We start from the raw sequence: 20,597 nt of genomic DNA on the forward strand, positions 1-20,597 counted from the left end.
CAAGACGCGAATCACCGGCAATTTAGGGTGCGAATCGGCCCTACGGAACCGCCGTGCGGCTCCGTCGCCTGGTCACGGCGTTGATAAATCCATCGCGGGCGTCGGAATGGCCCTGGCCGCGCGGCTCCAGCACGTGGCGCAGCAGGAACAGGCCGGTGATCTCAAAGCCGTCGCGCAGATCCTGCTCCGACCAGCTGTTGGTGGCTACTTCGCCTTCGCGCAGGAAGGCCGGCAATGGCAAGAGCCGATCGGCCCACGGCTCGCCGGCCGCGCGTGACACCGCGCCGCCGGATTTCGGCGAGACGTAGATCAGGTCGCTGGTCGCGCCCGTCGCGGCGCAGTTTTCGAGATCGAGCCCGAAGCCGAGCTCGGCCAGCATGGCCAGCTCGAAGCGGATCAAATGCACCGCGGCTGTGCCGGCATCCTCGAAATCGTCGAGCGTCCATTGCAGCATCTCGTAGATGTCCTCGTGCGGATCGCGCTCCGGCAATAGCCGCGCCAGCGCGGCTAGATGCGTCACGCCGTAGACCGCGAAGGACGAGCCGAGCAGCGTTGCGGCGCGCAGCCGCGTCCCCTCCACCGTGTACATGCCGAGATGCTCGTCGAGCCGCGCCCGCCATACCGCGGTAACGCTGTTGCCGGGCTGCAGCAGCGGCCGCATCCGCGAGCCGGCGCCGCCGCGCACGAGGCCGAGGTGGCGGCCGTGCTCGCGCGTCAGGAGCTCGACGATGGCGGAGGATTCGCCATGCCGCCGCACGCCCAGCACGATGCCTTCGTCGGTCCATTCCATGAGGGATAGATTACAGGATTCCAGCGTATCGCGCAGTCACGATGCGCCGGTATCCCGTGAACGGGGGCGTCTGCACGATTTCGGAATATTGGAATAACAGGGTTGAGTTGCCCGACGTGTCAAGGGCCTGGCGAGTTGCCTGGCCGGGCGCGGCCGCCGCCGACTCCTTTGCATGGGGTTGTTTTCGCCATTTTGACGGCGCGCCCCTGCGGCGGCCGTCGCCTACGCGTCGAACCAGCCGTGCGCGTCGCCGGTGAAGGAGAAATATAGCCCTGCCGTGGTCAGGATGCAGGATACCACCTCGATGCCGCTGTCGAGCTCCAGCCCGCGGTCGCCGATCACCTGGATCAGCGACATCACCGACAGCACCAGCACCGCGGCCAGCACCCAGCGCGGCCAGTTCTTGCGATGCTGCGCGGCGAGCCAGACGAAATACATCAAAAGCAGGATCATGCCGCCCGCCATCAGCGCCGCAACCATGACCATCTGCTCGGTCATCTCGCCGTGCGGCGTGCGATCCTGGAACGCCACCGAGAGCGCGTCCAGCGCCAGCGAGAGATAGAGCAGGATTTCAAACCACAGCACGTTTCTGGGCACGTTCATCGCAGGACGCCGGCTCTATTCCTTGGGGAATTCCAGCCCCATTTCCCGGTAACGGTCCGGGTCGTCGCCCCAGTTCTCGCGCACCTTGACGAACAGGAACAGGTGCACCGGCACGCCCATGATCTCGGCGAGCTCGGCACGCGCCTGCGCGCCGATCGACTTGATGGTGGCGCCGCCCTTGCCGAGCACGATCTTGCGCTGGCTCTCGCGCTCGACATAGATCGTCTGCTCGATGCGGATCGACTTGTCCTTGCGGTCGGTCCAGCTGTCGGTCTCGACCGTCGACTGGTACGGCAGCTCCTGATGCAGATGGCCGTAGATCTTCTCGCGGGTGATCTCGGCCGCCAGATGCCGCATCGGCGCGTCCGACATCTGGTCCTCGGGATAGTGGAACGGCCCCGCCGGCACCATCTGCGCCAGCGTGCGCCTGAGATCGTCGACGCCGTCGCCCGACAGCGCCGAGATCATGAAGGTGTGCTCGAAGCGCATCCGTTCGTTGGCCGCCTGCGCCAGCGCCAGCAGCTTCTCGCGCTGGACGAGGTCGACCTTGTTCAGGACCAGGATCTTCGGATGCGCGACGGATTCGAGCTTGGCCAGGATGGCCTGCGCCTCCTCGTCGAGCCCGGCCTTGGCATCGATCAGCACGCAGACGAGATCGGCGTCATGGGCGCCGCTCCAGGCGGTCGACACCATGGCGCGGTCGAGCCTGCGCCGCGGCGCGAAAATGCCGGGCGTGTCGACCAGGATGATCTGCGCATTGCCTTCGATGACGATGCCGCGGATCAGCGCGCGCGTCGTCTGCACCTTGCGCGAGACGATCGTGACCTTGGAGCCGACCAGTGCGTTGACCAGCGTCGACTTGCCGACATTGGGCGCCCCGATCAGCGCGACGAAGCCGCAGCGCGTCGCGTCCGGCTGCCCTTTCGTGTCAGTCATGGGTACCGACGCCTTCGCGCTCGATCATCACGGATGCCGCGGCCTTCTCGGCCGCGCGCTTGTTGCCGCCGAGGCCCTCGGCGGGCGCCAGTCCCGGCAGATCGACGGCGACACGGAATTGCGGATCGTGATGCGGCCCGGTGCGCTCGACCTCGCGATAGACCGGCGTCGGCAGTCCCTTGCCCTGCGCCCATTCCTGCAGCACGGTCTTGGGATCGCGCAGCGGCCGGCGCGGCTTGTTCATCCGCTCGGTCCAGTTGCGTTCGACGAACTGGCGCGCGGCCTCGACGCCGCCGTCGAGGTAGATCGCCCCGATCACCGCCTCGCAGATGTCGCCGAGCACGGATTTGCGCAGGCGCGCGCCCTCCACCGCCTTCACCATGCCGAGCTTGATGTCGTCGAGCAGTCCGAGCGACTTGGCGACGTCGGCGCAGCTTTCCTTGCGCACGAGGTCGGCGAGCCGCTTCGACAATTCGCCCTCGTCGGCCTTCGGGAAGGCGCGGAACAGCATGTCCGAGACGATCAGGCCGAGCACGTGGTCGCCGAGGAATTCCAGCCGCTGGTAGCTGTCGGCGCGGTTGCGGCTGGCCGGCTTGAGCGCGGAGACGTGGGTGAACGCGGTGGTCAGCAGTGCCGGATCGGAGAAGCTGTAGCCGAGGCGCGCCTCGATCCCCGCGATCGCGGCCTTCTCCTCCGCGACCTTGGCGGCCTTGCTGCGCCGCTTTCTGGGCGCAGCCGTGCCGCCGGCGGCAGGGGTCTGGCTCGGCTCGCCGGGCGGCTGTTGATTCTCGATGGCTGTCGTCTCGTCGATCATCGCACGATGGAGAATAGGCGATTCCACCGCACTGCGGTGGGCCAGCGCCAGAACATCCAGGCCTGCTCGCCCTCGGCAATCGAGAAGAAGATCATCTGGGCCCGGCCGATGACATTCTCGAGCGGCACGTAGCCGACCGCCGACAGCACCCGGCTGTCGGTCGAATTGTCGCGGTTGTCGCCCATCATGAAGAAATGGCCTTCGGGCACGGTGTAGACGTTGGTGTTGTCGTAGAAGCCGTTGTCGACGCAATCGAGCGTCTCATAGCTGACGCCGTTCGGCAGCGTCTCCTTCCAGCGCTTGACCCGCGCCACGGCATCCGAGCCGCAGGGATCCTCGCCGACGAAATCGCTGACGCGCTCGCGCTTGACCGGGACGTCGTTGATGTAGAGCAGCCCCTCCTTCATCTGGATGCGGTCGCCCGGCAGGCCGATCACGCGCTTGATATAGTCGGTGGTGTCGTCCTTGGGCAGGCGAAACACGACGATGTCGCCGCGGCTCGGGTTGGAGCCGAAAATGCGCCCGGAAAACAGCGGCGGCGACAGCGGGATCGAGTAGTGGCTGTAGCCGTAGGAGTATTTCGACACAAACAGATAGTCGCCGACCAGCAGCGTCGCCTTCATCGATCCCGAGGGGATGTTGAACGGCTGAAACAGGAAGGTCCGGATCACGAGCGCGATCAGAAGGGCATGGATGACGACGCGGATGGTCTCGCCCAAGCCGCTCTCAGATTTGGTCCCGGTGGTCGCGCTCATTGCTATCCCAATTCCCGCAAGCCCAGAGCCCGCGCGGTGGCAGAACGTTCTCACCACGCGAAGCGTTCGGCCCTCGCGTGAGGAAAATGGCCTTGAATTCTGATCTTGAGGGCAAATTCCGGCGTAAACCCGAAATCCGCGTCTCGCTCGATGTCTATCCCTGCGGCGTTTTAGACGGTTGTTCGCAAGGGTGCAATCAATCGCCGCCTCAAAACTTCGCAATCCATTGAAATATCAATGACTTTTTAGTTTTCTGAAGTTTTCCGGCGACGCCGCGGGGCCACCCGACTCATTTACCTGGGGTAACCGCCGAAATGATGACGAAAGCCTGCGCCAACGGCCAGTCATCCGTGATCGAGAGGTCGATCCGGGCTTCCATTCCCTCGGGGGTAAGTTCCTGCAGCCGCGCCAGGGCCCCGCCGGTCAGCCGCATGGTCGGCCGCCCCCCAGGCAGGTTCACGACGCCCATGTCCTTCCACCACACCCCGCGCCGGATACCGGTGCCGAGGGCCTTGGAGCAGGCCTCCTTGGCGGCGAAGCGCTTGGCATAGGTCGCGACCACCATCTTCTCGCTGTTGGCGCGGCGCATCGCCTTGGCACGCTCGGTCTCGGTGAAGATGCGCTCGAGGAAGCGCTCGCCATGGCGGTCGATCACCTTGGCGACGCGGGTGATGTCGATCAGGTCAGAGCCGATGCCGATGATCATGCGCCGGCGGCCTTGGCGCGGCCGCGGTCCATCGCCGCCCGCATGGCGCGCACGGTCTCGGCGATGCCGACGAACAGCGCCTCCCCCATCATGAAGTAGCCGATGTTGAGCTCGCGAATCTCCGGCAGCGCCGAAATCGTCTCTGATGTCTCATAGTCGAGGCCGTGGCCGGCATGGACCTCGAGCCCGGCCGAATGCGCCAGCTTCGCCCCTTCGACGATGCGCGTCCATTCGGCCTCGGCCTTGTCTGTGTGGCCGTCGACCACCGCGTCGCACCAGCCGCCAGTGTGGATCTCGATCACCGGCGCCTTCAGCTTGGCAGCCATCTCGATCTGCCTGACATCGGCGGCGATGAACAGCGACACCCGGATGCCGGCGTCGCTGAGCCGGGCGATGAACGGCGCCAGCGCATTGTGCTGGCCGACCACGTCGAGGCCGCCCTCGGTGGTGAGTTCCTGGCGCCGCTCCGGCACCAGGCAGACCGCATGCGGCTTGGTGGCGAGCGAAATCCGCAGCATGTCGTCGGTCGCCGCCATCTCGAAGTTCAGCGGCTTGGAAATCTCGGCCTTGAGCCGCGCCATGTCTTCATCCCGGATGTGACGGCGATCCTCGCGCAGATGCGCGGTGATGCCGTCGGCGCCTGCCGCGATCGCGGCCAGTGCCAGCCGCACCGGATCGGGCCGCGCCCCGCCCCGCGCATTGCGCAGGGTCGCGACGTGATCGACATTGATACCGAGACGCAGCGGAGGAGGCTTTGACATGTCCCTGACCTGCAATTCCAACCAATGACGCGCGGACATCAGCCGTGCAGCCATTGCCATGAAAGATGGGTTGCCGGGTCCGCCCGGCAACGACGAGAACCTAGCCGTTGACGCGCTCGACCCGCGCAACGACGGCCTTGGCGCGCAACTGCGCGATGATAGCGCTGAGATGCTTGAGGTCATAGACCTCGAGATCGATGGTCAGCTCGGTGAAGTCGGGCGAGCGGCGCGACATATGGATGTTGTCGATATTGCCGTCGTGCTCGGCGATCACCGTGGCGATCTGGGCAAGGCTGCCGGGCTCGTTGACATTGTGCACCAGGATGCGCGCCGGGAAACGCTGCGGCATGGTCTCGTCGATATCCCAGCGCACATCGAGCCAGCGCTCCGGCTCCTCCTCGAAATCCTTCAGCGCCGGCGACTGGATCGGATAGATCGTGATCCCCTCGCCCGGCGTGACGATGCCGACGATGCGGTCGCCCGGCACCGCGCCGCCGTTCGGCGCGAACTTCACCGGCAGGTCGGAATTGATGCCGCGCACCGGGATGACCGAGGCGACGCGGGTCGGATGCGGCGCGGCCTCCGTTTTCGGCTTGGCGCCGGCGCCCTTCTTGGCACCGTAGCGGACTAGCCGCTCTTCCTTGTAGTCGGGGTACATCGCCCGCGCGACGTCGGAAGCCTTGATCTCGCCGCGCCCAACCGAGGCCATCACGTCCTCGATCGATGTGCGGGCGAGCCGCGGCAGCGCGCCCTTCAGCTTGTCGTCGGCATATTCGATCTTGGCGCGGGCAAACAGGCGGTCGACGATGCGGCGGCCGAGGCCGGCATACTGGTCGCGCACCGCATTGCGGGTGGCGCGGCGGATCGCGGCGCGCGCCTTGCCGGTGACGGCGAGCGCCTCCCAGGCCGATGGCGGCGCCGACTGCGCCTTGGAGGTCAGGACCTCGACCTCGTCGCCGTTCTGCAGCTCGGAGGACAACGGCGCGAACTTGCCGTTGATCTTGCAGCCGACCGCACTGGCGCCGACGTCGGTATGCACCGCATAGGCGAAATCGATCGCGGTGGCCTGGCGCGGCAGCGCGATCAGCTTGCCCTTCGGCGTGAAGCAGAACACCTGGTCGTGGAACAATTCGAGCTTGGTGTGCTCGAGGAATTCCTCCGGGTTGGCGCTTTCCGAGAGAATGCCGATGGTGTGGCGCAGCCAGGCAAACGCGTTGGATTCGTGCTTCAGCCGCTCGTTCGGCGAGCCCATCCCTTCCTTGTAGAAGGCGTGCGCCGCGATGCCGAACTCGGCGATCCGGTGCATCTCCTCGGTGCGGATCTGCAACTCGACGCGCTGCTTGCCCGGCCCGATCACCGTGGTGTGGATGGAGCGGTAGTCGTTCTGCTTCGGCGTCGAGATGTAGTCCTTGAAACGGCCCGGCACCACCGGCCAGGTGGTGTGGACGATGCCGAGCGCGCGGTAGCAGGCGCCGATGTCGTCGAGGATGATGCGGAAACCGTAGATGTCGGACAGCTGTTCGAAGCCGACCGACTTGCGCTCCATCTTGGTCCAGATCGAAAACGGCTGCTTGCGGCGGCCCACCACGCGCGCGGTGATGCCGTTCTTCTGCAGGTTCTTGGAAAGCTGTGTTTCGATCTCGCCGATCAGGTTGCGGTTGCGGTCGGCCAGCGCGTCGAGGCGCTGCTTGACCACCGCATAGGCCTCCGGATCGAGCACGAAGAAGGACAGGTCCTCGAGCTCCTCGCGCATCTCCTGCATGCCCATGCGGCCGGCCAGCGGTGCGTAGATGTCGAGCGTCTCGTCGGCGATGCGGCGGCGCGATGCCGGCGGCACGAACTCCAGCGTGCGCATGTTGTGCAGGCGGTCGGCGAGCTTGATCAGCAGCACGCGGACGTCGTCTGCGATCGCAAGCAGGAGCTTGCGAAGGTTCTCGGCCTGCTTGGCCTCGCGCGAGACCAGTTCCAGCCGCTTCAGCTTGGTCAGGCCCTCGACCAGTGCGCCGATCTCGTGGCCGAACACATGGTCGATCTCGGCCCGCGTCGCCTCGGTGTCCTCGATCGTGTCGTGCAGCAGCGCCGCGACGATGGTGGCGTCGTCGAGCTTGAGGTTGGTCAGGATCGCGGCGACCTCGAGCGGATGCGAGAAGAAGGGATCGCCGGAGGCCCGGGTCTGGGTGCCATGCGCCTTCATGGCATAGACATAGGCGCGGTTGAGCAGGTCCTCGTTGGTATCGGGGTTGTAGGAGCGGACACGCTCGACGAGGTCATATTGCCGCATCATCCGGGCCCGCGGCCTGGCCGGCTTTTCGGTCATGGACGAAGCCGGCGCCACCGCGACCGTCTCGGTCGCAGCCTGCATCTGGCTGGAACTGCGGCGTCGGTACGCCATGGACTATGATGCCTCCCACGCGGGGCCCAATGGCCCCTGCCTGCTCAATCTAGTGCGTCTTCGAATGAAGCAGCACCCCGCGCGAGAGCAGAACCGTTCAATTTCCCGCGCCCGCATAGGACGCATCTTAACTGCAAAATTGTCAACAAAAGCAAAGGCCCGGAGCGATGTCCGGGCCGTGCCATATTGATTGCGAAAGTTTGCGGGGCTGGAAGCCTTACTCGTCTTCCTCGGGCTGCTCCTCCGGCGGCGCGAGGCCCTCGAGCCCCTTCAGCAGCTCCTCCTCGGTCATCCGCTCGACCGCGACCTCGGTATCGTCGGCATCGACGCTGGCGCCGGCGGAACCGATCAGCGGCACGGTGTCGGGCTCCGGCTCGTCCACCTCGACGAACTTCTGCAGGGAGTGCACGAGTTCCTCTTTGAGGTCTTCCGGCGAGATCGTGGAGTCGGCAATTTCCCGCAACGAAACGACCGGATTCTTGTCGTTGTCGCGATCAACCGTCAGTTGTGAGCCCGACGAGATCATCCGGGCGCGATGGGCCGCCAGCAGAACGAGGTCGAAGCGATTGTCGACCTTATCAATGCAATCTTCGACGGTGACGCGAGCCATTGCGAGGCGCTCCGTGGTAAAAGGGACCGAACATGTTGGTTATGAGGGTTAGTTATAGGGCCGGGTTCGGTTTCGCAAGGTAAAATTTGTGATTTGCCTTCCGAACAGGCTCTGATAACCGGGTATATTGGGGGCGGGACGGCCGAGGCAGCAGGCTACATGCATGGCCAGGTTGCCGAGCCAGAGAAGTAAATCTCTCATTGCGATGTCAAAAGTCTGGGCTTTTTGCCCTCGCCTCACCATAATTCCAGTGGTGACTGTCGTGGGGAAAGATTCACCGAACTTTAGGCAGCGACTAAGGAAATTGCGCGCGGTCCGTTGCCGCTGCGCTAAGAACACTAACAACCACGCGAGAACACTTTGATGTCGTCACCTGTTTCCAACAAGATCGCGCTCTTCATCGATGGCGCGAATCTTTACGCAACCGCAAAGACGCTGGGATTCGACATCGACTACAAGCGCCTGCTCAAGGAATTCCAGGGCCGCGGCACGCTGCTTCGAGCGTTCTATTATACGGCGATCATCGAGGATCAGGAGTATTCGTCGATACGTCCGCTGATCGACTGGCTCGACTACAACGGCTACACCGTCGTCACCAAGGCGACCAAGGAATTCATCGACGCCAGCGGCCGCCGCAAGGTGAAGGGCAACATGGACATCGAGCTCGCCGTCGATGCCATGGAACTCGCCGAGCACATCGACCAGATGATCCTGTTCTCCGGTGACGGCGATTTCCGCTCGCTGGTCGAGGCGGTGCAGCGCCGCGGCGTCCGCGTCACCGTGATCTCCACCATCGCCAGCCAGCCGCCGATGATCGCCGACGAGCTGCGCCGCCAGGCCGACGTCTTCACCGACCTGGTCGAGCTGCAATCCAAGCTTGGCCGCGATCCCTCCGAGCGTCCGGCGCCGCGCGAGCCCCGCCACCACTCCCCGCAATTCCTGCAGCGCGCGACCACCATGGCCCCACGGGGAGCCGATGACGATTTCGACGAGTAATCTCGTCACCGCCTCCACCCGCCCCGACAGCAACTGTCCGCTCTGTCCACGGCTCGCCGCCTTCCGTGCCGAGGCACGGGCGCGGCAGCCGGGCTGGTTCAACTCACCGGTGGACTCGTTCGGCGAGGCGAATGCGCGGCTGCTGATCGTCGGGCTCGCTCCGGGCTTGCAGGGCGCCAACCGCACCGGCCGTCCCTTCACCGGCGATTACGCCGGTGACCTGCTCTACGCGACCTTGCTCGAATATGGCTTTGCCAGCGGGGTCTATCAGGCGCGGCCAGACGATGGCCTGAAGCTCGTCGACTGCCGGATCAGCAACGCGGTACGCTGCGTGCCGCCGCAGAACAAGCCGCTGCCGGCGGAGATCAACACCTGCCGGCAGTTTCTCAGCGCGACCATCGCCACGATGCCGAAGCTGCGCGCGATCGTGCTGCTCGGCCGCATCGCCCACGAATCGACCTTGAAGGCGCTGGGGCTTCGTCTGGCCGCGGCACCCTTTGCGCATGGTGCAGTGCATAAGTCCGGCCAGGTAAAGCTCTACGACAGCTATCATTGCTCGCGCTACAACACGAACACCGGTGTGCTGACGGCCGACATGTTCCGCAAGGTGTTCGCGAACGTGCGAAAGGATCTGGGCTGATCGCGTAGCCAATTCGTAGGGTGGGCAGGTCGCGGACGCTCCTTTGCCGAGCCTTACGCAATCGGGACCGGAACTACCGTGGGTTGTGCTTCAGCCAATCCAGCACATCGCCGGCGTTCCGGTCGGGCGGGAACACCGGGTAGAACACGTGGGTGATGCGCGCATCGTCGATGACAAGCGCGAGCCGCTTGATCAGCGTCAGCCCGGCGACCGACATCGTCGGCAGCCTCAGGGCACGGGTCATTTCCAGCGCCTCGTCCGACAGCACAGGAAACGGCAGGTGCAGCCGCGAGGCCATCTCGGTCTGGTAGTCGTTGCTCTGGGTCGACAGGCCGAACACCTGCGCGGCACCGGCCGCCCTCAGATCGGCGAACAGGTCGCGGAACGCGCAGGCCTGCGGCGTGCAGCCGCGTGCACCGGGTATCATGTCCCAGTCATCGACCAGACCGATCTTGCCAGGCTCGCCGGTCCGCGGATAGGCGAACACCACCGTGCGGCCGTCGAGCGCGGACAGCATCACCGAGGTATCGTTGGTTGCACGCAGGCTAATCGGCGGGACCGCCATGCCCTTTAGGTGTGCCGCGCCGCCGTCGTCCGCCGGCGCCGGGATCTTGCTCCAGTCGACGTCGGTGAGGCTGGATTGAGTCATGTCCGGCTCCGCAAGGCGAATAGCGAATGGAGAGCGGGCACCTGCGCCCTATTCGCTAGTCGCCATTTCCTACTCGCTTCTATCCCCTCGCCCGCATCAGGCGGCCTTTTTCGCGGCCCCAGTCGCGCTTCTTCACGGTCTCGCGCTTGTCGTGCAGCTTCTTGCCCTTGGCGACCGCGAGCAGCAGCTTGGCACGGCCGCGCTCGTTGAAATAGAGCTTTAGCGGAATGAGGGTCATGCCCTCGCGATCCACCGCGCCGAGCAGCTTGTTGATCTGCTTGCGGTGCAGCAGCAGCTTGCGCGGCCGCTTCGGCTCATGGTTGAAGCGGTTGGCCTGCAGATATTCCGGGATATTGGCGTTGATCAGCCACAGCTCGCCGTTCTTGGAATCCGCATAGGATTCCGCGATCGTGCTCTTGCCGCTGCGGATCGACTTCACCTCGGTGCCGGTCAGCGAAATGCCGGCCTCGATGGTGTCCTCGATTGCGTAGTTGAAGCGGGCCTTTCGGTTTTCGGCGACAACCTTGATCGGGCGTTCGTTCTTCTCGGCCACTTTAGCTCTTCTTGAGGAGATCGCGGATTTCCGTCAGCAGCACGACCTCGGCGGTCGGCTTCGGCGGCTCGGCGGGCTTGACCTCTTCCTTGCGCTTGAACTGGTTCATGGCGCGAATGACCAGGAACAGTACGAAGGCGACGATCAGGAAGTTGAGCGTCAGCGTCAGGAAGTTGCCCCAGGCAAGCACCGCGCCCTGCTTCTTGGCGTCGGCCAGATTGGTCGCGGTCACCGCCTTGGAAAGCCCGGTGAAATAGTTGGAGAAGTCGAGGCCGCCGGTGATCGCGCCGATGACCGGCATGATGATGTCGCCGACCAGCGACGTCACGATCGCACCGAAGGCTGCACCGATGATGACGCCGACCGCGAGGTCGACGACGTTGCCCTTCATGGCGAACTCGCGGAATTCCTTCAGCATGCCCATCCCCTTCTGTTCAACGTTACGCACTGTGTCGCTCACGACGGCCTCGATCAGCCTCTCAGTTGATCAGGCCGGCATGCACCATGGCGCTGCGGACTGCGTCGCGGGTCGCTTCGGTGACCGGCACCATCGGCAGGCGCAGCTTCTCGTCCAGCTTGCCGAGCAGCGACATCGCGTATTTGACCGGTGCGGGATTGCTCTCGATGAAGAGGTTGGTGTGCAGCGGCATCAGCTTGTCGTGGATCGCAAGCGCAGTCTTCACGTCGCCCTTCTGCCAGGCGGTCTGGAATTCCGAGCACAGCCTTGGCGCGACGTTCGAGGTTACCGAGATACAGCCATGGCCGCCATGCGCCATGTAGCCGATGATGGTGGCGTCCTCGCCCGACAGCTGGTTGAAGTCCTCGCCCAGCTCCGCGCGCTGCTGCGAGACTCGCACCATGCTCGCGGTAGCGTCCTTGACGCCGGCGATGTTCTTCAACTCGAACAGCCGCTTCATGGTGGCGACCGACATGTCGATCACCGAGCGCGGCGGGATGTTGTAGATGATGATCGGAATGCCGATCGCGTCGTTGATTGCCTTGAAGTGCTGGTACAGACCTTCCTGGGTCGGCTTGTTGTAATAGGGCGTCACGACCAGCACGGCGGTCGCGCCCGCCTTCTCGGCATGCTCGGCGAGTTCGATGGCTTCCTTGGTCGAGTTCGAGCCGGCCCCGGCGATCACCGGCACCCGGCCCTTGGTCTCCTCGATGCACCATTCGACCACCCGCTTGTGCTCGTCGTGGCTCAGCGTCGGGCTCTCGCCGGTGGTGCCGACCGGCACCAGACCGTGCGTCCCCTCGGAAATCTGCCAATTCACCAGGCTGCGGAACGCGGCCTCATCCACGCCACCGTTTTTGAAGGGCGTCACCAAGGCAGTGAATGATCCTCGGAATTTTGTCTTGGCTGCCATGGAGTTCCTCCGATTGCTTCAGGCGTAAGGCTAGGTCGGCGGAGCGTCGTTTCAGCGTAATGTCGTCCGCGCGACCGAGCACCGGCGCCTGCGAAAAGCGCCGGGAAACGCAATTCATACCGGGTCTGGCGGACCGGCGAAAGGGCCGCACCGTACCTATTCCCAGGGGCCTGTTTTCGCGCCCGTTCCTGATGGGAATCTGAGGCTGAAACTCCAGGGTCTTGTTTTGGTACGGTTTCTTGGGCCTGGATCACACTGAGGCGCCCTGGCCGCGATTTTGCCGTGGTGCTGGCGCAAACAGCCGCACGGCGACGCTTCTTAGTATTTTGTGCACATATTCAATCAAATAAGAACTCATGGCCCGAACGACCAGGTGATTCGGCGGCCGCAGAGGACACCGTGATCCGCTTCCCCCGCGCAGGCATATTGCGATCGACCGCGCTGGCCACCAGCCTGGCGCTCGTGGTCGGCCTCGCGGCCGTCACGGCTGATGCGTGGGCCGGCGATGATGATGCGAAGCCGGCAGCCCACAGCGCGGCATCAAAGGCTGCCGAGCCGAAGGCGGCTCCGAAGGCTGCCGCTGCCAAGACCCCTGCTGCCAAGACCCCTGCTGCCAAGACCGCTGCTGACAAGACCCCTGCTGCCAAGACGGCTCCCAAGCCAGCTGCAGCCAAGACCAGCGGCGAAAAGTCGAGCGACGCGAAGTCCGGCACTGCCAAGTCGGGCGGCGACAAGTCGAATGGCGACAAGTCCAGCGCTGACAAGGCCACTGCCGCCAAGCCCAGCACTGCAAAGTCGGGCGACACCAAAGCTGGTGACGCCAAGGCCGCTCATGACAGGGCCAATCATGACAAGAGCCCGGCACCCAAGGCCGGTGCTCATAAGGACAGCACTGCGAAGACCACTTCCAAGACTGTCCCTTCCAGGACCGCTGCGCCGGCTGCAACGGGAACCGTGACGACCAGGTCGCTGCCCGCCAGTCCCGCCGCCCCCGCACTGGTCCCGGCGACCCGGCAGCACGCCACGCCTGCCGTGCGCAAGCCGGTCGCGCCCGCGGCGCTAGCCGCGACCTCGTCGACCTCGCAGTCGGACAAGGAGGCACTCGCAAACGTCGTCGAACTGCTGCGCAAGCGCAAGCCGAGCGATGCGACCGACGTCGAGGCCTCGATCTCCGATCCGGTCGCGCGCAAGCTGGCCGAATGGCTGATCCTGCGCAGCGACAACAACGGCGCCTCGGTCGAGCGCTACCGCGCCTTCCTCGACGCCAATCCGAGCTGGCCGTCGCAGATCTTCCTCCGCCGCCGCATCGAGGCGGCGCTGTGGGACGACCGCCGCGACGATTCCGCTGTCTGGGCCTGGTTCCAGAATGAATCGCCCGTCTCGGCCAAGGGCCGCCTCGCGCTTGCCAAGGTGATGATCGGCCGCGGCGACCGCGGCAATGCCGAGCGCCTGGTGCGCGAGGCCTGGCGCAACGACCCGATGAGCGAGGACACCGAGACCGCCGCGCTCGACCTGTTCGGATCGTTCCTGACCGCCGGCGACCACAAGGCGCGCATGGACACCATGCTCTACGGCACCGACAACGAGGCTGCCGGCATGCGCGCGGCAAAACGCCTCGGCTCCGGCTATGTGGCGCTGGCCAAGGCGCGCATCGCCGCCAACCGCAAGGGCGGCAACCTGCGCGCGCTGCTGGAGGATGTGCCGCGCGAACTGTCCGGCGACACCGGATATATATTTGCCAGGATCCAGCTGCTGCGCCGCGAGGAGAAATTCAGCGAAGCCGCGCAGCTGATGCTGAGCGCGCCGAAGGACGCCGCGCGGCTGTTCAATGTCGACGAGTGGTGGATCGAGCGCCGCCTGCTGGCGCGCAAGATGATCGACGTCGGCGAGTATCGCTCGGCCTATCTGATCGCACGCGACGCGGCACTGCCGGCGCGCGACATCTACAAGACCGAGCAGGAATTCACCGCAGGTTGGATCGCGCTGCGCTTCCTCAAGGATCCCGCACTGGCCGCCCAGCACTTCGCGCGGATCGGCGTCGGCAGCACCAATCCGACTGCGCTGGCGCGCGCCGGCTACTGGCAGGGGCGCGCCGCGGAAGCCGCCGGCCGCGGCCAGGAGGCGCGCGCCGCCTATGGCCGCGCCGCCGAGCAATCGACCAGCTATTACGGCCAGCTCGCGCGCGCCAAGCTCGGCTTGCCGCAGATCGAGCTGAACGGCGTGCCGCGCGGCCGCGGCGCCGACCGGCTCGAGATCGTGCGCGCGGTGGCGCTGCTTTACGACATCGACGAGCGCGAGCTCGCGATCCCGATCTTCGCCGACATGGGCGAGAATGGCGATCCGGAAGCACTGGCCGGGCTCGGCGAGCTGACGGCGCGGCACGGCGATGCGCGCGGCATGCTGCTGATGGGCAAGGCCGCGCTCAACCGCGGGCTGCCGTTCGACCACTACGCCTATCCGATCAACGGCATCCCCTCGTTCCGCCAGGTCGGGCCCGAGGTCGAGCAGAGCATCGTCTACGCCATCGCGCGCCAGGAGAGCGCGTTCAATCCGGCCGTGGTGTCCCCGGCCCAGGCTTACGGCCTGATGCAGGTGACGCCGGATGCCGGTCGTTACGTCTGCAAGCGTGCCGGCATCGGCTTCGACCTCAACCGGATGAAGACCGATCCGGTCTACAACGCGATGCTTGGCGCCGCCGAACTCGGTGGCCTGCTCGAGGACTATCGCGGCTCCTACATACTGACCTTCGCCGCCTACAATGCCGGCCGCGGCAGCGTGAAGAAGTGGATCGAGCGCTACGGCGATCCGCGCGATCCCAAGGTCGATGCGGTCGACTGGGTCGAACTGATTCCGTTCTCGGAGACGCGGAACTACGTCCAACGCATCATGGAGAACCTGCAGGTCTATCGCGCCCGCTTCGGCGGCGGGACCAGATTGCAGATCGAGGCCGACCTGCGCCGCGGCGCCAGCGTGGAATGACCGCGCAGCGGTTTTTCAACAGGGTTATGGGCGGCCTCACCCGTTTGCGACGAATATCGATATAACTATTTGTTACTACTGACATATTTCGACGCGCCGCTGCGTCAACGGCGCACCTCCCGGTCGCGCGGTGAAGGTGCAGGGCTATGTCAGGCTCCGCTGCCCCCGGAGCCGCCACCAAATCATCCAGCCGCAATCTCAATCTGCCGCTTGCGGCTTGGCGCCCGCTCGGGCATATCGGCGCCACCGGAGACGTGGCCGAGTGGCTGAAGGCGGCGGTTTGCTAAACCGTTATAGGCTTGTAAAGGCCTATCGAGGGTTCGAATCCCTCCGTCTCCGCCAGCCTGCATGTGCAGCACCTGGATTTTCACCGGAATTCGGAATCCGCCGACAGCGCGGATCGGTGACAAATTTCTCCCCGCACGACGTGCGAATGAAGCCGCGTGTGGGCTTTGGTAAGAAGATGCGATCATGATGGTGACCGGCCTGGCCGATTGCAATTTGGGCCAGACGGCCAAGCCCCCGGGCGCGGTTGGCCCTCGACGTTGCCGCGCAATCATTGCCTCGCGCCTGACCTTGCTCATTGCGTTCGCGAATGCCGATTTGAAGTTTGATCCACTTGCCCAGGCTGCGATGATCCATGTCTGACGACATATCCCAACTGAACTTCGGTGCGTCCGCCCGCCTCTACAAATGGCCTTCGCTCGGCAATGCCCGCCGCGAGGATCGCGCACCATACATGGTTGCCGAGGCCACGCTGGACGAATGCATCCGCGAATTCATGGCCAAGCCGGAGAAGGCGCGCCACCTCTATGAAATCCGTACGGTGCCTCAGGCACCGCTGGTGCCGGAGATCCTGTCGCCGGAGCACATCGTCGAATTGTCCCGCCTTCGGGATTTCCTGTGAACAGCCGCGCGCGCGGGCGATCGCATCGATCGGCCCGCGCCGCGCCTGCATTGTTCGCACCGATGCGACCGTTTACAATCGCCCGGCGCTCTGGCTGACGGAGGCGCCGCATGAAGTTCAATCTCGCGATCCTGACCGTGCTGGCTGCGAAGCCCGAGCAGCGCATTCCGATCGACGATGTCAGCCGCGAGGTCAGGCGCATGATCGCAAGCGGCGATGACGCCGCAAGGCTCAACCGATCGTCGAAGCTCGGCGATGCCGACATCTTCGAGTCGGGATGGGCCTCGATCAGCGACGCCGGCCTGCAAATCACCGACAAGGGCCTTTCGCTGTGGCACGCGCTCGAGGCCTCGCGTGCCGAGCAGGAACGCGAGGCGCAGCCATCCGATCTGCTGGAAATGGTTGCTGCCGACGCCCGCCGTGCCGATGCGGCAGCCGCGATCGTCCGCTCGGACGATCTCGGTCTCGGGCTCCCTGCTCTGACCAGCGATCACCTTGCCGATCACCCAATGCCGGCGCCGAGCCATTCGGCCGCAGCTCCCGAGCTCCCCTCGCGCGAGCCCTCTGCACCGGAGACCCCGATTATCCCCGGGCCGGCGTTCGGCTCCATTCAGCGGACGGACCGAAGCGATTCACGGCTGGCGGCGCTCGCCGGCTTGCTCGGCACCGAAGCGCCGGGATTTACCCGGATCTGGCGACGGCGTTCCGCGCGCAACGTCCCGGCTCGCAAGCTGGAGGGCGGAGCTGGAACGTCGCGCCTCGCCGTTGCCGGCCTCAGCGTGATCTCGGTCATCGCCGGCCTCGCCGCGGCGGTTGCAATCGGCCAGATCTCCTCGCTGAGATCGGATATCGCCGCGCTCCGCCGCGAGCAGGCTCCGCTCAGGGAGCGTCTTGCAAAACTCGAGCAGGCCGAAAGCGCGAGGCGCGAAGCCGCCGAGAAGGAAGAGGCGCAAGCCAGGGCGGAGGCCGAAAGGAAGGCCTCCGAGAGCGCCAGCGAGCAGAGCGCCCTCAACCTTTCGCGGGAAGAAGTCCAGCTGGTCAGGGAATACATCAAGGCCGCTCCATCGCCGGGCGCGACGGCGGTGACGGCCAAGGTCGGCGATCCCGTCACCGGCGGAATGATCCCGCTGCCCTCCTCGTTGACGGAGAAATTGCCGAGACTTGTCGGCGCCAGGTTCGCGACCCGCAACGGCGCCATCATCATCAGCACGCGGAACAGCCGCCGCGTCGACGCGGTGCTGATGCCGAACTAAAGCATGATCCGGAAAAGTGAAGCGGTTTTCCGAACAGATCATGCTCAAACAAGGAGCGAAAGCGCGATGAGGATTCAACCCAATCTCATCGCGCTTTAGCGATCGCCTCGAGCGCCGCGCGCTGGAAAGCGTTCGCTTGCTCAGACGAGATGATACGCATCGTAGGTGATCACCACGCCGTTCGTCGCATCGGCCTTCCCGGCAAAGCCCGTCGGATCGTATTGACCGAGCACAACGATGTTCGCCGTATGGGCACCGTCCGACACGGTCAGAGTGCCGCCAGTTCCGGCCTCGTTTTCCAAGAAGTTCAACGTGGTGCCGGCGCCGAAGCTGACGCCCTTGATGTCGATGATGTCATTGCCGTCGAAGCCGCTCACCGTGCCGGAGAAGTGGAAGGCGTCGTCCAGGATCAGGTGGCCGGCGGCAGTTGCATCGAAGGTGACGTTCGCTGTCGCGCTCGCCCCGAAGTCGATGGTGCCCGCACCGCTGATCAGAGCGTTGCCGTTGCCGCTCACCGCCCCCTCTGCTGTGACCATGCCACCATTGGCCCAGATCAGGCCGCTGTTGTCGACCGCGCTGTTCAGCACGAGGCCGCCCGAGCCGGACGCCTCCAACGTGCCGGTGTTGGCGATCACGCTCGCGCCGGTGTCGATCACCAGCGCATGCGTGCCGGTGGCATCGATGGTGCCGGCGTTGCTGAGCACCAGATTGCCCTGCCCGATCCAGCCCGCGCCCGAGATCACGTTGTCGACGTTGTCGAGCGTGACGGTTGTGGTGGTGCCGGCGATGAAGTTGTGGTCATCGTCGGACAGCGTCACGTGGCCGCCGCCGTTGAGCGTGATCCCGGTCTGGATCAGTTGCAGCAGCGTACCGTCCCCGGAAGCCTGCAGTTCGATCGAACCGGTGTTGTCGATGATGCCGGACAGCGGCAGTATCGCGCCGTCGCCGATGGTCATCTGGCCTGCATTTTCGGTGGTCGGCGTCACGTCGAACTCGAAGTTTGCAGCGGTTAGGTCCGCCGCGTGCACGCCATCGAGCGTGATCGTCTGGCCGGACGCCAACGTGATCACTGCATTTCCTCTCACGTCGTCCGCGGTGTGGGCCTGAACGTCCGCGAAGGTCTGCCAGCCGTAGCTGATCAGGTCAATGACATCGGCGGACACCTCGAAGCTGTACAAGACATCATGGCCGATCGGCTGCGAGAACACGAACGTATCATGGCCGCTCGAGCCGGTGAGCGTGTCGTCACCCGATATCGCAAAGATCGGATTGCCTGCCGCGAAGGCTTCGATGTTGTCGGCGATCGTCGCCTGCCCGATGCTGCCGTCGATGTTGGTCCAGCTTTCGGTAACGTAGAGCACGAGAGCGCCGGTATAGTTGCTCGGCGTCGTAATCGTGAGCGACGAAAGATCGTTGGTCACGATATTCCAGGTACCGTCGCCATTGCTTGTACCATCACTCAACATCCAGCCGATCGGCACACCGGAGACCGTGACCGAGGTGGCACCGATGTGATCGGCCTGATCCGTCAAGGCAAGATTGATCTCGGAGCCGGCAACGCCGGCGGGCGCGAGCTGTCCGCTCGTAGTGGATGTGGTGTTGGCATTGCCCGCCAGGTCCGTGAAGGTGTTGCTCGCAACCGTCAGCTTATACGAGCCGTTGGCCGCCAATCTCGTGGCCGTTGCCTGCCACACCAGGGGATCTGCCGTAACGTGAAGGTTGGATAGCGAGATCCGGGTCGGCTGATCTATCGTGACGTCGGTCAAGTCGAAGTTGGTGACCTGCTCCGAGAAAGTGAAAGTGACCGTTGCGGTTGCACCCTGGGTATTACCGAGGTTGGTCGCAGTAATGGAATTAAGCGTCGGCGGCGTCGAGTCATTTGGACGACTGATCGCCACGGTGTCGGAGCCTGATGCGCCGGTATTTCCGGCCGGATCGGTGTAGCTCCCGTTCGTCACTGAGACAGAGCCGGTTCCAGTAAAGCCCGGTGTGGCCGTGAACGTTGCTTGATAGGTCGTCCCCGACCCTGTGAGGCCGGAGACCGTCCCACCGACAGCCGTGATGTCTGTAAGAAGAAAATCCGATGTTGCTTCAGAGAAGGTGAACGTCACGACTGAGCTCGGATCTGCGTTGTCGAGCGACGTGTCGACGATGTTGACCGCAACCGTCGGCGCGACGGTGTCGACCGTGTAGTTGACCGAGTTGACCGACGCTGCCGGCGCGTTTCCGGCCGGATCCTGCCAGGCGGTACCCACCGTGATGATGTTGGTGGCATCGGTGATCGACGCGATCGGTGTCAGGCTGGCGGTGAAGACCAGCGGATTGGCCGTCGCCGTGATCGCGCCAAGCGTGGCGCTGGTGGTGTCATAGGTCACGTCGGCGGCGCTGAAGTTCGACGGCACCTCGCTGAAGGTGAAGGTCACCGTCGCCACGTCGCCGATCTTCAGCGCTGTATCGCTGATCCCGACCACTACGGTCGGGTTCTGGGTGTCGATCGCCACCGTGTCGGCGCCGGTCGATCCGAGATTGCCCGCCACGTCGGTGTAGCCGCCAGCGGCAACCGTGACCGAGCCCGAGGCGGTGACGCCGTCGGTGGCGGTGAAGGTCGCCGTCGCCGAGGTGTGATCCGCCGCCCAGCTCAAGGCCGACAGCGTGCCGCCGGCCACCGTGATCCCGGCCCCCCCGGCCAGCGTCGCAACCGTCGCCGCACTGACCGCCTCCGAGAAGGTGAAGGTCACGTTCGAGCTGTTGTGGCCGTCGCTCAGCGATGCATCGGCGATCTCGACCACCACGGTCGGATTCTGGGTGTCGATCGCCACCGTGTCGGCGCCGGTCGATCCGAGATTGCCGGCCACGTCGGTGTAGCTGCCGGCGGTGACCGAG

The 20,597-nt window shown here is 64.8% G+C and carries 20 protein-coding genes and 1 tRNA gene; 7 read left to right on the top strand and 14 right to left on the bottom strand.

The annotated features are described in order from the left end of the window. Positions 1 to 40: 40 nt before the first annotated feature. The 9 genes from recO to rpoZ form a co-directional block, all read right to left on the bottom strand. A complete protein-coding gene (gene recO / locus J6500_RS02255; RefSeq protein ID WP_225711027.1) occupies positions 41 to 790 on the bottom strand; it encodes a DNA repair protein RecO in 750 nt (249 codons plus the stop codon). Between the two features lie 222 nt (positions 791 to 1,012). Beyond that, positions 1,013 to 1,393, bottom strand: a complete 381-nt coding sequence (locus tag J6500_RS02260; protein ID WP_225711028.1) for a hypothetical protein — start codon at positions 1,391 to 1,393, stop codon at positions 1,013 to 1,015. A 15-nt stretch (positions 1,394 to 1,408) separates the two neighbouring features. Next, positions 1,409 to 2,329: a GTPase Era gene (gene era / locus J6500_RS02265; protein ID WP_225711029.1), complete on the bottom strand. Its 921-nt coding sequence runs from the start codon at positions 2,327 to 2,329 to the stop codon at positions 1,409 to 1,411. Beyond that, positions 2,322 to 3,143, bottom strand: a complete 822-nt coding sequence (gene rnc, locus J6500_RS02270) for a ribonuclease III (RefSeq protein ID WP_225711030.1) — start codon at positions 3,141 to 3,143, stop codon at positions 2,322 to 2,324. Before rnc ends, era begins: the two co-directional genes overlap by 8 nt. Then, positions 3,140 to 3,898, bottom strand: coding sequence for a signal peptidase I (gene lepB, locus J6500_RS02275; protein WP_225711031.1), 759 nt, complete (start codon positions 3,896 to 3,898; stop codon positions 3,140 to 3,142). Before lepB ends, rnc begins: the two co-directional genes overlap by 4 nt. Before the next feature lie 289 nt (positions 3,899 to 4,187). Continuing rightward, positions 4,188 to 4,604, bottom strand: a complete 417-nt coding sequence (acpS, locus tag J6500_RS02280; protein ID WP_225711032.1) for a holo-ACP synthase — start codon at positions 4,602 to 4,604, stop codon at positions 4,188 to 4,190. Continuing rightward, positions 4,601 to 5,365 carry a pyridoxine 5'-phosphate synthase gene (locus J6500_RS02285; RefSeq protein ID WP_225711033.1) on the bottom strand — a complete coding sequence of 255 codons (765 nt, stop codon included), beginning with the start codon at positions 5,363 to 5,365 and terminating at the stop codon, positions 4,601 to 4,603. Before J6500_RS02285 ends, acpS begins: the two co-directional genes overlap by 4 nt. Positions 5,366 to 5,465: 100 nt before the next feature. Then, positions 5,466 to 7,757, bottom strand: a complete 2,292-nt coding sequence (locus tag J6500_RS02290; protein WP_225711034.1) for a RelA/SpoT family protein — start codon at positions 7,755 to 7,757, stop codon at positions 5,466 to 5,468. A gap of 217 nt (positions 7,758 to 7,974) precedes the next feature. Further along, positions 7,975 to 8,367 (bottom strand): DNA-directed RNA polymerase subunit omega, encoded by a 393-nt coding sequence (rpoZ, locus tag J6500_RS02295; RefSeq protein ID WP_016844003.1) that lies wholly within the window; start codon positions 8,365 to 8,367, stop codon positions 7,975 to 7,977. A gap of 363 nt (positions 8,368 to 8,730) precedes the next feature. Here rpoZ and J6500_RS02300 point away from each other — a divergent pair, with 363 nt between their 5' ends. Next, positions 8,731 to 9,363 carry a LabA-like NYN domain-containing protein gene (locus J6500_RS02300; protein ID WP_050400972.1) on the top strand — a complete coding sequence of 211 codons (633 nt, stop codon included), beginning with the start codon at positions 8,731 to 8,733 and terminating at the stop codon, positions 9,361 to 9,363. Continuing rightward, the gene (locus J6500_RS02305) at positions 9,344 to 10,003 is read left to right on the top strand and encodes a uracil-DNA glycosylase (RefSeq protein WP_225711035.1); all 660 of its coding nucleotides are present in this window, start codon (positions 9,344 to 9,346) and stop codon (positions 10,001 to 10,003) included. The genes J6500_RS02300 and J6500_RS02305 overlap by 20 nt, the downstream gene beginning before the upstream one ends. A 73-nt stretch (positions 10,004 to 10,076) precedes the next feature. On the opposite strand, the gene J6500_RS02310 is transcribed toward J6500_RS02305, so the two are convergent. The 4 genes from J6500_RS02310 to dapA form a co-directional block, all read right to left on the bottom strand. Continuing rightward, positions 10,077 to 10,652 carry a peroxiredoxin gene (locus J6500_RS02310; RefSeq protein ID WP_225711036.1) on the bottom strand — a complete coding sequence of 192 codons (576 nt, stop codon included), beginning with the start codon at positions 10,650 to 10,652 and terminating at the stop codon, positions 10,077 to 10,079. A gap of 79 nt (positions 10,653 to 10,731) precedes the next feature. Beyond that, positions 10,732 to 11,205, bottom strand: coding sequence for an SsrA-binding protein SmpB (gene smpB / locus J6500_RS02315; RefSeq protein ID WP_016843999.1), 474 nt, complete (start codon positions 11,203 to 11,205; stop codon positions 10,732 to 10,734). 1 nt (position 11,206) lies between these two features. Next, a complete protein-coding gene (gene mscL / locus J6500_RS02320; protein ID WP_225711059.1) occupies positions 11,207 to 11,623 on the bottom strand; it encodes a large conductance mechanosensitive channel protein MscL in 417 nt (138 codons plus the stop codon). Between the two features lie 61 nt (positions 11,624 to 11,684). After that, on the bottom strand, positions 11,685 to 12,575 hold the full coding sequence (gene dapA, locus J6500_RS02325; RefSeq protein WP_225711037.1) for a 4-hydroxy-tetrahydrodipicolinate synthase: 891 nt from the start codon (positions 12,573 to 12,575) through the stop codon (positions 11,685 to 11,687). A gap of 399 nt (positions 12,576 to 12,974) precedes the next feature. Between dapA and J6500_RS02330 the strand changes: the two genes are divergently transcribed. From J6500_RS02330 to J6500_RS02350, 5 genes are all read left to right on the top strand, one after another. Beyond that, a complete protein-coding gene (locus J6500_RS02330) occupies positions 12,975 to 15,554 on the top strand; it encodes a transglycosylase SLT domain-containing protein (RefSeq protein WP_225711038.1) in 2,580 nt (859 codons plus the stop codon). Positions 15,555 to 15,802: 248 nt separating this feature from the next. After that, positions 15,803 to 15,896: transfer RNA gene (locus J6500_RS02335), tRNA-Ser, on the top strand. A 129-nt stretch (positions 15,897 to 16,025) separates the two neighbouring features. Then, complete coding sequence (locus J6500_RS02340; protein ID WP_225711039.1) at positions 16,026 to 16,202, top strand: hypothetical protein; 177 nt, start codon at positions 16,026 to 16,028, stop codon at positions 16,200 to 16,202. Beyond that, positions 16,195 to 16,461, top strand: coding sequence for a hypothetical protein (locus J6500_RS02345; RefSeq protein WP_225711040.1), 267 nt, complete (start codon positions 16,195 to 16,197; stop codon positions 16,459 to 16,461). The genes J6500_RS02340 and J6500_RS02345 overlap by 8 nt, the downstream gene beginning before the upstream one ends. Positions 16,462 to 16,571: 110 nt before the next feature. Then, the gene (locus J6500_RS02350) at positions 16,572 to 17,714 is read left to right on the top strand and encodes a hypothetical protein (RefSeq protein ID WP_225711041.1); all 1,143 of its coding nucleotides are present in this window, start codon (positions 16,572 to 16,574) and stop codon (positions 17,712 to 17,714) included. A 140-nt stretch (positions 17,715 to 17,854) separates the two neighbouring features. Here J6500_RS02350 and J6500_RS02355 read toward each other — a convergent pair. After that, a partial coding sequence (locus J6500_RS02355; protein ID WP_225711042.1) for a beta strand repeat-containing protein occupies positions 17,855 to 20,597 on the bottom strand: 2,743 nt, incomplete at its 5' end.

This window comes from Bradyrhizobium semiaridum (assembly GCF_020329505.1).
Taxonomy (GTDB): Bacteria; Pseudomonadota; Alphaproteobacteria; order Rhizobiales; family Xanthobacteraceae; genus Bradyrhizobium; species Bradyrhizobium semiaridum.